We start from the raw sequence: 12,754 nt of genomic DNA, 5'->3' as shown, positions 1-12,754 counted from the left end.
CGCTCGACGAACGACAACGGGCCGACCGCCGCGGTGCCCGGCAGCACCTGCTCCAGCGCGGTGCGGAGCAGGTCGAGGCGCCGGTGATCGGCGTCGTCGGCGACGTTGACGGCGAGGAGCCCGCTGTCGTCGAGGTGGCGGACGATGCGTCCGAGGACCTCCGGCCGGTAGAACGCCTCCGGGATCTCGTCGCCGTCGTACACGTCGAGGACGACGAGGTCGACGAGGAGGCCCGGGATCGCCTCCGCGGCGTCGGCGGTGACCACCGTCGGTCGTGCTGCGACCGGCAGGGGAGCGTGCTCCAGGACGAAGTCCACGAGGCCGGGAGCGTTCTCCACGACGGTCTGCTCGGAGCCGGGCCTGGACCACTCCGTGTACCGCGCGAGCGAGAGCGCCCCCGCACCCAGGTGCAGGACCCGCACGGCGTCGCGCGGCGGTGCGATCGCGTCGACGACCGCGCCGAGCCTCGCCATGTACTCGAGGTCGAGCGAGCCGGGAGACCGCGGGTCGATCAGCGACTGCTCGGCACCGTCGATCTCGAGCACGAGCGACCCCGGCCGGAGCGGGTCGGGCTCGAGGGAGACGACCCGCCCGTCGGGCAGGCGGGCGGAGGGGGGCATCCCGCCACGCTAGGGCCTGTGAGCAGGATCCGTCCCGACCGTTCGCGGCGCCGGGGCCCCGGGCGTGCCCGCACGCACCTCCGGTCCCCTTCCGAGCTCGCGACGACGATCACGCGTCCGACAGGGCCTGGCGCGCCTCGCACGGCCCCCGGCCCGCCGCTACGGTGGCAGGCATGGCCGCGCTCATCCTGCTCGACGTCGACGGCGTCCTGAATCCGACCGTCACGAGCGATCGCGCGGCCGGCGGCCATCGGCTCGGGCTCGAGCCCGAGCGCGAGGCCCTCGTGCTACGGCTCGCCGCCGTCGCCACCATCGTCTGGGCGACGACGTGGCCGCCCAAGCTCACCTCCGTCCTCGCGCGCGATCTCGGTCTGCCGGAGGGGACGGAGGCGATCGTCTTCGGCGGCGGGCTGCCGCGCGACCCGCGGTTCCCCGGCCAGACGGGCAAGCTGCAGCCGGTCGCGGCGTGGCTGGAGTCGGCGCGCGAGCGGATGGCGGTCGACGCGGTCGTCTGGATCGACGACAACCTCCGCGAGGACGCGTACGCGTGGGCGCGTGAGCAGGACACCCCCTTCCACCTCATCCGTCCCGATGCGGCGACGGGGCTCACCTCCGACGAGGTCGGTGGCGCGGAGGAGTTCCTCGCCGCGGTCCGGTCGTCACGCGGTGACATCCGGGAATAGCGGCCACCCCCGTTCTGGTTATGGTCACTCCGGGCCGAATCCCGCGGCACTGCCGCGATCGCGCCCGGACGACCTGCGGCGCCGGCTCCCGGCGCCCCGACTCCGTGATGCACCGAAGGACAGACACCGTGACGCTCCTCCCCGCCCGCACCTCCCTGCGCCTGCTGATGGGCACGACGGCGGCCGCCGCCGCGCTCGTGCTGGCCGGTTGCGCCCCCGCCTCCACCGACGACGTCGTGTCGGGTTCGAACGACTCCTCGACGACCTCGGCGGACTCGGGGCTGACCCTGGCCGAGGTGCAGGACGCGGGGAAGCTGACGATCGGCACGGAGGGCACCTACCAGCCCTTCTCGTACCACGCCGACGGCGGGACCGGCGAGCTGACCGGGTACGACGTCGACGTGATCACCGCGGTCGCCGACAAGCTCGGCGTCGAGCCCGAGTTCGAGGAGACCCAGTGGGACGCGATGTTCGCGGGCCTCGACGGGGGCCGCTTCGACGTGATCGCCAACCAGGTCTCGATCAACGACGAGCGCAGCGCCAAGTACGACTTCTCCGAGCCGTACTCGGTGAGCCCCGGTGTCGTGGTCGTCCCCGCCGCCGACACCTCGATCACCTCGCTCGACTCCCTCTCGGGCAAGACGACCGCGCAGTCGCTCTCGAGCAACTGGTACACCCTCGCGCAGGACAGCGGAGCGCAGGTCGAGGGCGTCGAGGGCTGGGCCCAGGCCGTCGCGCTCGTCGAGCAGGGCCGGGTCGACGCGACCATCAACGACCGCCTCACCTGGCTCGACTGGTCGACCAACTACCCCGACCAGGCCGCCGGTCTCAAGGTCGCGGTGACCACCGACGACAGCTCGGAGAGCGCCTTCACCTTCCCGAAGGGCTCCGACGACCTCGTCGCGGCGGTCGACGACGCCCTCGACGAGCTGCGCGCCGACGGCACCCTCGCCTCGATCTCCGAGCGCTACTTCGGCGCCGACGTCTCCCAGTAGCCCCACCGGGGGAACCGGCCCTCGCCGAGACACCGCCCTGCGCGGCACCTCGCCGAGATCCGGTTCCCCTCATTCGCGCGCGATGACCTGCGACCGCCGTGACACCGTCGCGCAAGTCCTGAGCGATCCCTCGACACGCGTGTCAGCATGTCGGGAGAAGCGGACGCAGCACGCTCTGCTCGACGTCACCACCTCGACAAGCCGACCGCGGTCTCCTCCCGCCACCGGCAGGAGAAGACATGGACCTGCTACTCCGGTCGTTCTGGCCGATCCTCTCCGGAGGCATCGTCGGCACGATCCCGCTCGCCCTCTCGAGCTTCGTCCTGGGTCTGGCCCTGGCCCTCGCCGTCGCGTTGATGCGGCTGTCGCGGGTGCGGGTGCTGGCGTGGATCGCGCGGGCGTACATCTCGGTCATCCGCGGCACCCCGCTCCTGGTGCAGCTCTTCGTGATCTTCTACGGCCTGCCGAGCCTCGGGATCAAGATCGATCCGTGGCCGAGCGCGATCATCGCGTTCGCCCTCAATGTCGGCGGCTACGCGGCAGAGGTCATCCGCGCCGCGATCCTGAGCGTCCCGAAGGGCCAGTGGGAGGCCGCGCACACCATCGGCATGGGCCGCTCGCTCGCGCTGCGGCGCATCATCCTGCCCCAGGCCGCCCGCGTCTCGGTGCCGCCGCTGTCGAACACCTTCATCTCGCTGGTCAAGGACACCTCGCTCGCCTCGCTGATCCTCGTCACCGAGCTGTTCCGCCAGGCGCAGAAGATCGCCACCGCCTCGAGCGAGTTCATGCTGCTCTACCTCGAGGCAGCCCTGATCTACTGGCTGATCTGCCTCGTCCTCTCCAGCGGGCAGAGCCTCCTCGAGAAGCGATTGGACCGCTATGTCGCCCACTGACGCCGCTCCCGCGCACCCCGTCCTCTCGGCGCGAGGCCTGCGCAAGTCCTTCGCGGGGGTCGAGGTGCTGCGCGGCATCGACCTCGAGATCGCCCGAGGCGAGGTCATCGCGCTGATCGGCCCGTCCGGCTCCGGGAAGACGACCGTCCTGCGCTCGCTCAACAGCCTCGAGATCCCCGACGCCGGAGTCGTGTCACTGGCCGACGGGACGACGCTCGACTTCTCGGCGGGCGTCGGCAAGCGCGCCCTGACGGCGCTGCGCGACCGCTCCGCGATGGTGTTCCAGCACTTCAACCTCTTCCCGCATCTGACCGTGCTCGAGAACGTGACCGAGGGCCCGCTGCGCGTGCAGCGCCGCCGGGCGTCGGAGGTGGTCCCGGAGGCGGAGGCGCTGCTCGAGCGCGTGGGCCTGGGCGGTCGCGGGTCGGCGTACCCGTTCGAGCTGTCCGGCGGGCAGCAGCAGCGCGTGGGCATCGTCCGCGCTCTCGCCCTCCGACCCGATCTGCTGCTCTTCGACGAGCCCACCTCGGCGCTGGATCCAGAGCTCGTCGGCGATGTGCTGTCGCTGATGCGCGAGCTCGCGGGGGAGGGGTGGACGATGCTCGTCGTCACCCACGAGCTCGAGTTCGCGCGGCAGGTCGCCTCCGAGGTCGTCTTCATGGCCGACGGAGTGGTCGTCGAGCGCGGTGCGCCGGCGCAGATCCTCCGTGAGCCGCGCGAGGCGCGCACGCAGCAGTTCCTGCGGCGGCTCCTGCACCCGCTCGAGTGAGCTCCGATGCGGCGGGTCCGGCCTCCACGACCCCCGTCTCGGTGGCCCCCTTCTGCGGGAGCCGCGCGGCGCACCCCGACTGCCGCCGAGGCGTGCTTATGCTGACCGCGTGACCTGGAACAGCGAAGCCGAGACCGCGCGGATGCCCGCCTCCGAGACGACGGGCGCGACCGGACCGCAGCCGACCCGCGAGTACGTGTGGCCCGAGCCGCAGCCCGGAGGCACCCCGCCCACCGCCGAGACCCCGGTGGCTCCGAATGCGTCGCCCGCCCCGCTCGGCTCCGTCGAGCCGGACCCCGCACCCGTCCGCCGGAAGGGCAACCGCCTCGCCGGCCTCGCGATCGCCCTCCTGGCGACCGCGGTCTTCGCCGCCCTGCTGCTGGTCGCGCTGACCGCGATCCGGATCCTCCTCGACCAGGTCGCGGGCGATCCGCTCACGATCGCTCTCGACCAGGGCCCGACGGCGGTCTTCCTCGCCCCGGTCGCCGCGTTCTTCCTCGGGCTCGCCCTGATCGTCCTGGCCGTCAACCGTGCGGGCTGGTGGGCCTACGTCCTCGGCGGCTTCTTCGTCGCCGTCCTCGCCGGCGCGGCCGCGCTGGTGGGCGCATGGCTCCCCGTCGGCGGCGCCGCCGTGCCGTCCGACCGCACGCTGCTCGTCGAGTTCCTCCGGGACCCGGCCGTGCTCGCCTCCGTCCTCTCCGCCGCCGTGCTCGCCCGCGAGGTGAGCGTCTGGGGAGGCGCTCTCATCGCGGGCCGGGCCCGCGGCGTCAAGCGCCGCAACGCCGAGCGCGAGGCGGCCGCGCAGTCGTGACCGCTGCGGGCGGCGAGCAGGGGCGCTCCTCCGGGCTCGGCTACGGGATCGCCCTGGCCGCGTTCGCGGCGTTCCTCTACCTGGCGCTCGTGGTGTGCGCCTTCGGGGTCTCCAGCCTGCTGCTGGACGCGGACGTGGTGCCGGAGCGCGACGCCGGACCGCTGCTGGGCCCCGTCTCGGTGGCCGTCTGCGTGCTGGCCGTCCTCCTCGCGATGATCACGCTCGCCGCCCGCCCGCGGGTGACCCGTGTCCTCGGGCCGTCGCTGCTCACGGGGGTCGTCGCCTACGCCCTGTTCCTGCTCACCGGAGGCGCGCTCTACGGGCTCGGGACCGGCGACCCCGCAGCGATCCTCGGCTACGTCCTCGATCACGCGGCGACCGTGTTCGCGCTGGCGGCCGGCGTGCTGGCCGCCGCGGTCGTGGCGCTGTTCCTCCTCCTGCTCGCGCGGCGCGATGCCGGAGGGACCCAGCCGCACTGGGGCTGGGAGGGCGACGAGCGCGAGTGACCGGCCTCCGCAGGGGGTGCTCGCTGTGAGCGGACCCGGCTCGGTTGACCGGCCCCGTCACTCCCCGTAATATTCTTCGGGTGTGCGCTTTGCCGTGCGCTTGTGTCGTGCCTCCGGGTGGATGCGAACGCCGCACTGTGCTCTACCGGGTCCGAGAGGATCCGCGGGTTCGTCCGATCGGGCGGCCCCCACGGCATACCCGTCCTCCTCCCCATCGCGTCGCTCGCCGGCGTGCGGGGTGCGTCGGGTCCAGATGAACTCGGCCGCGTCCGGCGACGGACAGGCCGAATGTCGACCATCGATCCGCTGTCACCGTGCAGCATTCAAGGAGCAAATCAGTGCCAACGATTCAGCAGTTGGTCCGCAAGGGACGCTCGCCCAAGGTCACCAAGACCAAGGCGCCCGCCCTGAAGGCCAACCCCCAGCAGCGCGGCGTCTGCACGCGCGTCTACACGACCACGCCCAAGAAGCCGAACTCGGCCCTCCGCAAAGTGGCCCGCGTGAAGCTCTCCAACGGCACCGAGGTCACCGCCTACATCCCCGGCGAGGGCCACAACCTGCAGGAGCACTCGATGGTGCTCGTGCGCGGCGGTCGCGTGAAGGACCTCCCCGGTGTCCGCTACAAGATCGTTCGCGGCGCCCTGGACACCCAGGCCGTCAAGAACCGCAAGCAGGCTCGCAGCCGTTACGGCGCGAAGATGGAGAAGAAGTAATGCCTCGTAAGGGCCCCGCTCCCAAGCGCCCCGTCGTCGCAGACCCCGTCTACGGCGCCCCGGTCGTCAGCCAGCTCGTCAACAAGATCCTCCTGGACGGCAAGAAGGGCCTCGCCGAGCGCATCGTCTACGGTGCCCTCGAAGGCGTGTCCGCCAAGAACGGCCAGGATGCGGTCGTCACCCTCAAGAAGGCGCTCGACAACGTCCGCCCGACCCTCGAGGTCCGCAGCCGCCGCGTCGGCGGCTCGACCTACCAGGTCCCGGTCGAGGTCAAGCCCCACCGCGCCAACACCCTCGCGCTCCGCTGGCTCACCAGCTACGCGAAGGCCCGTCGCGAGAAGACGATGACCGAGCGTCTCATGAACGAGATCCTCGACGCGTCGAACGGACTCGGCGCCGCTGTGAAGCGTCGCGAGGACACCCACAAGATGGCCGAGTCGAACAAGGCCTTCGCGCACTACCGCTGGTAGCGCACCCCGCGGCCGCTCCCGAGCGACCGCGAACCCCCGGCCGGCGGCCTCGTCGCCACCGGCCGGGGCCCGGCGGCGGATCGCCCGATCCCTGCGGTCGGGCGACCGCCACCACCAGACCCAGCCGATCGGCCATGAACCCGTTGCGCTGGCTCCATCACCTATCGGAGGAACTCCGTGGCACAAGATGTGCTCACCGACCTGAACAAGGTCCGCAACATCGGCATCATGGCCCACATCGATGCCGGCAAGACCACCACCACCGAGCGCATCCTGTTCTACACGGGTATCACGCACAAGATCGGTGAGGTCCACGACGGCGCTGCCACGATGGACTGGATGGCGCAGGAGCAGGAGCGCGGCATCACGATCACGTCGGCCGCGACGACCTGCTTCTGGAACAAGAACCAGATCAACATCATCGACACCCCGGGTCACGTCGACTTCACGGTCGAGGTCGAGCGCTCGCTGCGCGTCCTCGACGGCGCGGTCGCGGTCTTCGACGGCAAGGAGGGCGTGGAGCCCCAGTCCGAGACCGTCTGGCGCCAGGCCGACAAGTACGACGTCCCGCGCATCTGCTTCGTCAACAAGATGGACAAGCTCGGCGCCGACTTCTACTACACGGTCGACACGATCATCAACCGCCTCGGCGCGAAGCCGCTGGTCATCCAGCTCCCGATCGGCGCCGAGTCGTCGTTCGAGGGGGTCATCGACCTGGTCGAGATGCGCGCGCTCACGTGGCGCGGCGACTCGAAGGGTGACGTCCAGCTGGGCGCCAAGTACGAGATCGAGGAGATCCCCGCGGATCTCGCCGACAAGGCCGCCGAGTACCGCCAGAAGCTGCTCGAGACCGTCGCCGAGACCTCGGACGAGCTGCTCGAGAAGTACTTCGGCGGCGAGGAGCTGACCGTGGCCGAGATCAAGGCCGCGATCCGCAAGCTGACCGTCAACTCGGAGATCTACCCCGTGCTCTGCGGTTCCGCGTTCAAGAACCGCGGTGTCCAGCCGATGCTCGACGCGGTCGTCGACTACCTCCCCTCCCCGCTCGACGTCCCGGCCATCGAGGCCCACGACGTCCGCGACGAGGAGAAGGTCATCATGCGCCACGCCGACTCGACCGAGCCCTTCTCGGCGCTCGCGTTCAAGGTCGCGGTGCACCCGTTCTTCGGTCGCCTGACCTACGTCCGCGTCTACTCGGGCAAGCTCGACTCCGGCGCCCAGGTCATCAACTCGACCAAGGGCAAGAAGGAGCGCATCGGCAAGATCTTCCAGATGCACTCCAACAAGGAGAACCCGGTCGACTCGGTCACCGCCGGTCACATCTACGCGGTCATCGGCCTCAAGGACACCACCACCGGTGACACCCTGAGCGACCCCAACGCGCAGGTGGTGCTGGAGTCCATGACGTTCCCCGAGCCCGTCATCGAGGTCGCCATCGAGCCGAAGACCAAGGCCGACCAGGAGAAGCTCGGCACCGCGATCCAGAAGCTCGCGGAGGAGGACCCCACCTTCCGCACCGAGCAGAACCAGGAGACCGGTCAGACGGTCATCAAGGGAATGGGCGAGCTGCACCTCGACATCCTGGTGGACCGCATGAAGCGCGAGTTCAACGTCGAGGCCAACGTCGGCAAGCCGCAGGTCGCGTACCGCGAGACGATCCGTCGCACGGTCGAGAAGTACGACTACACCCACAAGAAGCAGACGGGTGGCTCCGGCCAGTTCGCGAAGGTCCAGATCACCATCGAGCCGATGGAGGTCGAGGCCGACAAGACCTACGAGTTCGTCAACGGCGTCTCGGGTGGACGCGTTCCCCGCGAGTACATCCCGTCCGTGGACGCGGGCATCCGCGACGCCATGCAGGTCGGCGTCCTCGCGGGCTACCCGATGGTGGGCGTCAAGGCGACCCTGGTCGACGGTGCCGCGCACGACGTCGACTCCTCCGAGATGGCGTTCAAGATCGCCGGCTCGATCGCGTTCAAGGAGGCGTCGCGCAAGGCGCAGCCCGTCCTCCTCGAGCCGCTCATGGCCGTCGAGGTCCGCACTCCCGAGGAGTACATGGGCGACGTCATCGGCGACCTCAACTCGCGTCGCGGGATGATCCAGTCAATGGAGGACGCGACCGGCATCAAGGTCATCCGCGCCAACGTGCCGCTGTCCGAGATGTTCGGCTACATCGGCGACCTGCGCTCGAAGACCTCGGGCCGCGCGGTGTACTCGATGACGTTCGAGACCTACTCCGAGGTCCCCAAGGCCGTCGCCGAGGAGATCGTCCAGAAGAACAAGGGCGAGTAACTCCGCTCTCACCCCCGCCGTCCTCGCGGACGGCGGGGGCCTGGTAGTGTCGTGCGGGTTTGCTGCCGTACTCGAGTCGAAACCCGTACGACCACTGCCGGTAACATAAGTACACAAAACCCCCGCAAGCCCTCTGTCCTCGTGCCGCCCCGTGCGGCGTCGGATGCGGATGCTTGCACCTAAGTCCTGAGGAGGACCCACAGTGGCTAAGGCCAAGTTCGAGCGGACCAAGCCGCACGTCAACATCGGAACCATCGGTCACGTCGACCACGGAAAGACGACGCTGACCGCGGCGATCTCCAAGGTTCTCGCAGACAAGTTCCCTTCCGCGACCAACGTTCAGCGCGACTTCGCGTCGATCGACTCCGCTCCCGAGGAGCGCCAGCGCGGCATCACGATCAACATCTCGCACGTCGAGTACGAGACGCCGAAGCGCCACTACGCGCACGTCGACGCCCCGGGTCACGCCGACTACATCAAGAACATGATCACCGGCGCGGCTCAGATGGACGGCGCGATCCTCGTGGTCGCCGCCACCGACGGCCCGATGGCTCAGACCCGTGAGCACGTCCTCCTCGCCAAGCAGGTCGGCGTCCCCTACCTGCTCGTCGCCCTGAACAAGGCCGACATGGTGGACGACGAGGAGATCCTGGAGCTCGTCGAGCTCGAGGTCCGCGAGCTGCTCGCTTCGCAGGGCTTCGACGGCGACAACGCTCCCGTCGTCCGCGTCTCGGGCCTCAAGGCCCTCGAGGGCGACGAGGCGTGGACCCAGTCCATCCTCGACCTCATGGACGCCGTCGACGAGTCCATCCCGGACCCGATCCGCGACAAGGACAAGCCGTTCCTCATGCCGATCGAGGACGTCTTCACGATCACCGGTCGTGGAACCGTCGTCACCGGCCGTGCGGAGCGCGGAACCCTCGCTCTGAACTCCGAGGTCGAGATCGTCGGTATCCGCCCGACGCAGAAGACCACGGTCACCGGAATCGAGATGTTCCACAAGCAGCTCGACGAGGCCTGGGCCGGCGAGAACTGCGGTCTGCTCCTCCGCGGCACCAAGCGCGAGGACGTCGAGCGCGGCCAGGTCGTCGTCAAGCCGGGTTCGGTCACGCCGCACACCGACTTCGAGGGCACCGCGTACATCCTGTCCAAGGACGAGGGCGGGCGTCACAACCCGTTCTACGCGAACTACCGCCCGCAGTTCTACTTCCGCACCACCGACGTCACCGGCGTCATCACGCTGCCCGAGGGCACCGAGATGGTCATGCCCGGCGACACCACCGACATGACGGTCGCGCTGATCCAGCCGATCGCCATGGAGGAGGGCCTCGGCTTCGCCATCCGTGAGGGTGGACGCACCGTGGGCGCCGGAACGGTCACCAAGATCGTCAAGTAGGGTCTCCTACCGATCTCTCGAGAGGGGTCGTCCGCTTCGTGCGGACGGCCCCTCTCGTCGTTCCCGGCCGTACCGTCGTCGGTATGACCTTCACGAAGACCGATCCCTTCCCGCAGCCCCGCTTCTTCGAGTGGGAGGCGGCCGGGCTCGACTGGCTGCGCGCCGCCCGGCCGTCGGGCGGAGCACGGTGCGTCGAGGTCCTCGAGGCGGGTGCCGGCCGGATCGTGCTCGAGGAGGTGCCCCAGGTCCGCCCCTCCGCGGAGGCGGCTCGGGACTTCGGGCGTGCACTCGCGCGCACCCACGCGGCGGGCGCACCCGCCTTCGGCTCGCCACCCGATGGCTGGGACGGGCCCGCCTACATCGGACGCCGCTCGATGCCGTGCCGCCCCGACGCCTCCTGGGGGCGCTTCTACGCGGAGCAGCGGGTGCGGCCGTTCCTCGAGGCGGCGGTGACCGCGGGGAACCTCCGTCCCGCGGACGCGCGAGTGGTCGAGCGGGCTCTGGAGCCGATCGCGTCCGGAGCGCTCGACGACGGCGAGCCGCCGGCGCGCCTCCACGGCGACCTCTGGACGGGGAACGTGCTCTGGTCGCCGGAGGGGGCGGTGCTCATCGACCCTGCCGCGCACGGAGGTCACCGCGAGACCGACCTGGCGATGCTCGCGCTGTTCGGTGCGCCGCACCTCGACGAGATCCTCCGCGGCTACGGCGAGGTGCATCCGCTCCGCGACGGGGCGGGGGAGCGGGTGGCGCTGCACCAGCTGCACCCGCTCGCCGTGCACGCGGCCGGACACGGTCCGTCCTACGGACGCGCGCTGACGCAGGCGGCGCAGCGGGTCCTCGACCTCGTCGGCTGAGGATCGCCGCGCATCGTTCGCCCAGCCGGAGCCGCGACACTGGGGCGCGCTCGAGGCGAGCGCGTCGACGAAGGAGGAGTCATGGTGGATCTCGGGAAGCTCGGACGTCAGGCCGGTGAGCTGCTCAACAGCCGGAAGGCGCAGGAGGTGCTCCGGAGCGAGAAGGCCGAGGGCATCTCGGACCAGGTGCTCGAGAAGTCGGGCGAGATCGCGAGCCGGCTGACCGGCGGCAAGTACGACGACCGCATCGAGGACCTCAAGCGCCAGGCCGACAAGCGCCTCGGCAACCAGTAGCGACCTGCGCGGGGTCGTTCGTCAAGCCCGTGCCGGGCGCGACGACCCCGCTCTAGCGTCGGAACGATGGCTGACGCGCGCGAACGACGACTCCGCAGGACCGACTCGAGCGGCCGCGGGTACACCCGGGTCCGCGCGGGCTCCGGATTCAGCTACCGCGACCCGCGCGGCGCCACCGTCGCCGACCAGGAGCTGCGCGCCCGGTTCGACGCACTCGGGATCCCGCCCGCGTGGAAGGACGTCTGGATCGCGCCCTACCCCAACGGCCACATCCAGGCGATGGGAGTCGACGCGGCGGGGCGGCGGCAGTACATCTACCACCCGACCTGGCGTGAGCAGAAGGACCGGATCAAGTTCGACCGGGCACTGCGTCTCGCGGAGTCGCTCCCCGGCGCCCGCCGCGGCGTCACGATCGATCTGCGCGGCGAGGGCCCGACCCGCGAGCGCGCCCTCGCGACGGCGTTCCGGATGCTGGACACCGGGTCGCTGCGCGTCGGCAGCGAGCGCTACGCCAAGGAGCACGGCAGCATCGGGCTCTCGACCCTGCTCTGCGCCCACGCCACCACGCACGGCGACCGGGTGGCACTCGCGTTCCCCGGCAAGAGCCACCAGGCCTGGACGAGCGAGATCCTCGACAAGGACCTGGCCCGCGTCATCCGCCTGCTGAAGCGGCGCGGCCCGAACGCCCGCCTGCTCGCCTGGAAGGACGGCCGCGAGTGGCGACCGCTGTCGGCGCCGGAGATCAACGACTACGTCCGTGAGCGCGCGGGCGACGACTTCACGGCCAAGGACTTCCGCACTCTGCACGGCACCGTCGCCGCCGCCCTGAGCCTCGCGAAGACGGGACCGCAGGCCACGCAGCGCGCGCGCAACGCGGCGGTCGCGCAGGCCATGCGCGACGCCTCCGAGGTCCTCGGCAACACCCCGACCGTCGCGCGGGCCAGCTACGTCGACCCGCGGGTGCTCGACCACTACCGGGCCGGCGAGACGATCGATCCGGCGCGACCGGCCTCCGCTGAGACCACCCTCCGGGCGCTCCTCTTCGAGTAGGCCCCGGTGCTCCGCGGCTCTCACGGATCCGCGGGATTCCGCGGCGGGGGAGGAGCCCTCGGCGCGACACGCCCGGGTTGCACGGGGGCCTCTTCTGTGGGAGACTCTTCTAGTTCAAAATTTCCGTCCACGCAGCGTGCTGCGAGGGGCCGGAACACTGCCAGGCAGTGCCGAGACGGCGCCGCAGCGGCTCGACCCGAGAGGGCGGCCCCGCGGTCGCGAGGTCGAGGCGGCGGGTAGCAGAACGAAACAACCGACAACTCAACGGGCTCTCCGTGCGTCGTGCGTTCTGCACGTCGATGGAGCGCCTCGAGCGCGGTGCTTTTGACAGAAGAACACTGGTGCACTTCCCCGGTTCGCCGGAGTTCCTTCGCGAGCGCGTCCAATGCGAGGCGAGGCCCACAGGCC

Annotated in this window: 13 protein-coding genes; all 13 read left to right on the top strand. The window is 70.5% G+C overall.

Annotated features, from left to right (window positions below; all coding sequences use genetic code 11):
• The first annotated feature begins 793 nt into the window (after window positions 1–793).
• The 13 genes from GSU68_RS13820 (at window position 794) to GSU68_RS13760 (ending at window position 12,346) form a co-directional block, all read left to right on the top strand.
• The gene (locus GSU68_RS13820) at window positions 794–1,303 is read left to right on the top strand and encodes an HAD domain-containing protein (RefSeq protein ID WP_159909228.1); all 510 of its coding nucleotides are present in this window, start codon (window positions 794–796) and stop codon (window positions 1,301–1,303) included.
• 167 nt (window positions 1,304–1,470) lie between these two features.
• Window positions 1,471–2,298, top strand: coding sequence for an amino acid ABC transporter substrate-binding protein (locus GSU68_RS13815; protein ID WP_159910300.1), 828 nt, complete (start codon window positions 1,471–1,473; stop codon window positions 2,296–2,298).
• 239 nt (window positions 2,299–2,537) lie between these two features.
• Complete coding sequence (locus GSU68_RS13810) at window positions 2,538–3,191, top strand: amino acid ABC transporter permease (RefSeq protein ID WP_159909226.1); 654 nt, start codon at window positions 2,538–2,540, stop codon at window positions 3,189–3,191.
• Window positions 3,178–3,960: an amino acid ABC transporter ATP-binding protein gene (locus tag GSU68_RS13805; RefSeq protein WP_159909224.1), complete on the top strand. Its 783-nt coding sequence runs from the start codon at window positions 3,178–3,180 to the stop codon at window positions 3,958–3,960. The genes GSU68_RS13810 and GSU68_RS13805 overlap by 14 nt, the downstream gene beginning before the upstream one ends.
• Window positions 3,961–4,069: 109 nt before the next feature.
• Window positions 4,070–4,771, top strand: coding sequence for a hypothetical protein (locus GSU68_RS13800; RefSeq protein ID WP_159909222.1), 702 nt, complete (start codon window positions 4,070–4,072; stop codon window positions 4,769–4,771).
• Window positions 4,768–5,277 (top strand): DUF6121 family protein, encoded by a 510-nt coding sequence (locus GSU68_RS13795; RefSeq protein ID WP_159909220.1) that lies wholly within the window; start codon window positions 4,768–4,770, stop codon window positions 5,275–5,277. The genes GSU68_RS13800 and GSU68_RS13795 overlap by 4 nt, the downstream gene beginning before the upstream one ends.
• A gap of 338 nt (window positions 5,278–5,615) precedes the next feature.
• Window positions 5,616–5,990 (top strand): 30S ribosomal protein S12, encoded by a 375-nt coding sequence (gene rpsL, locus GSU68_RS13790; protein ID WP_055787040.1) that lies wholly within the window; start codon window positions 5,616–5,618, stop codon window positions 5,988–5,990.
• On the top strand, window positions 5,990–6,460 hold the full coding sequence (rpsG, locus tag GSU68_RS13785; RefSeq protein WP_055787043.1) for a 30S ribosomal protein S7: 471 nt from the start codon (window positions 5,990–5,992) through the stop codon (window positions 6,458–6,460). Before rpsL ends, rpsG begins: the two co-directional genes overlap by 1 nt.
• Window positions 6,461–6,637: 177 nt before the next feature.
• On the top strand, window positions 6,638–8,752 hold the full coding sequence (fusA, locus tag GSU68_RS13780) for an elongation factor G (protein ID WP_159909218.1): 2,115 nt from the start codon (window positions 6,638–6,640) through the stop codon (window positions 8,750–8,752).
• Window positions 8,753–8,954: 202 nt separating this feature from the next.
• Entirely contained in the window at window positions 8,955–10,148 is a 1,194-nt protein-coding gene (tuf, locus tag GSU68_RS13775) for an elongation factor Tu (protein ID WP_056037348.1), read from the top strand.
• Window positions 10,149–10,231: 83 nt separating this feature from the next.
• Window positions 10,232–11,002, top strand: coding sequence for a fructosamine kinase family protein (locus GSU68_RS13770; protein WP_159909216.1), 771 nt, complete (start codon window positions 10,232–10,234; stop codon window positions 11,000–11,002).
• 81 nt (window positions 11,003–11,083) lie between these two features.
• Complete coding sequence (locus GSU68_RS13765; RefSeq protein ID WP_159909214.1) at window positions 11,084–11,296, top strand: antitoxin; 213 nt, start codon at window positions 11,084–11,086, stop codon at window positions 11,294–11,296.
• A gap of 66 nt (window positions 11,297–11,362) precedes the next feature.
• Window positions 11,363–12,346, top strand: a complete 984-nt coding sequence (locus tag GSU68_RS13760; RefSeq protein WP_159909212.1) for a DNA topoisomerase IB — start codon at window positions 11,363–11,365, stop codon at window positions 12,344–12,346.
• Window positions 12,347–12,754 lie beyond the last annotated feature (408 nt).

The sequence above is a fragment of the Rathayibacter sp. VKM Ac-2759 genome, assembly GCF_009834225.1.
Classification (GTDB): domain Bacteria; phylum Actinomycetota; class Actinomycetes; order Actinomycetales; family Microbacteriaceae; genus Rathayibacter.
This window is presented reverse-complemented; position numbering and strand designations above follow the sequence as displayed.

Coding starts and splice junctions, on each gene's coding strand:
- GSU68_RS13820 (WP_159909228.1), top strand. CDS start 794: ATGGCCGCGCTCATCCTGCTCGACGTCGACGGCGTCCTGAATCCGACC.
- GSU68_RS13815 (WP_159910300.1), top strand. CDS start 1,471: ATGGGCACGACGGCGGCCGCCGCCGCGCTCGTGCTGGCCGGTTGCGCC.
- GSU68_RS13810 (WP_159909226.1), top strand. CDS start 2,538: ATGGACCTGCTACTCCGGTCGTTCTGGCCGATCCTCTCCGGAGGCATC.
- GSU68_RS13805 (WP_159909224.1), top strand. CDS start 3,178: ATGTCGCCCACTGACGCCGCTCCCGCGCACCCCGTCCTCTCGGCGCGA.
- rpsG (WP_055787043.1), top strand. CDS start 5,990: ATGCCTCGTAAGGGCCCCGCTCCCAAGCGCCCCGTCGTCGCAGACCCC.
- GSU68_RS13770 (WP_159909216.1), top strand. CDS start 10,232: ATGACCTTCACGAAGACCGATCCCTTCCCGCAGCCCCGCTTCTTCGAG.
- GSU68_RS13765 (WP_159909214.1), top strand. CDS start 11,084: ATGGTGGATCTCGGGAAGCTCGGACGTCAGGCCGGTGAGCTGCTCAAC.
- GSU68_RS13760 (WP_159909212.1), top strand. CDS start 11,363: ATGGCTGACGCGCGCGAACGACGACTCCGCAGGACCGACTCGAGCGGC.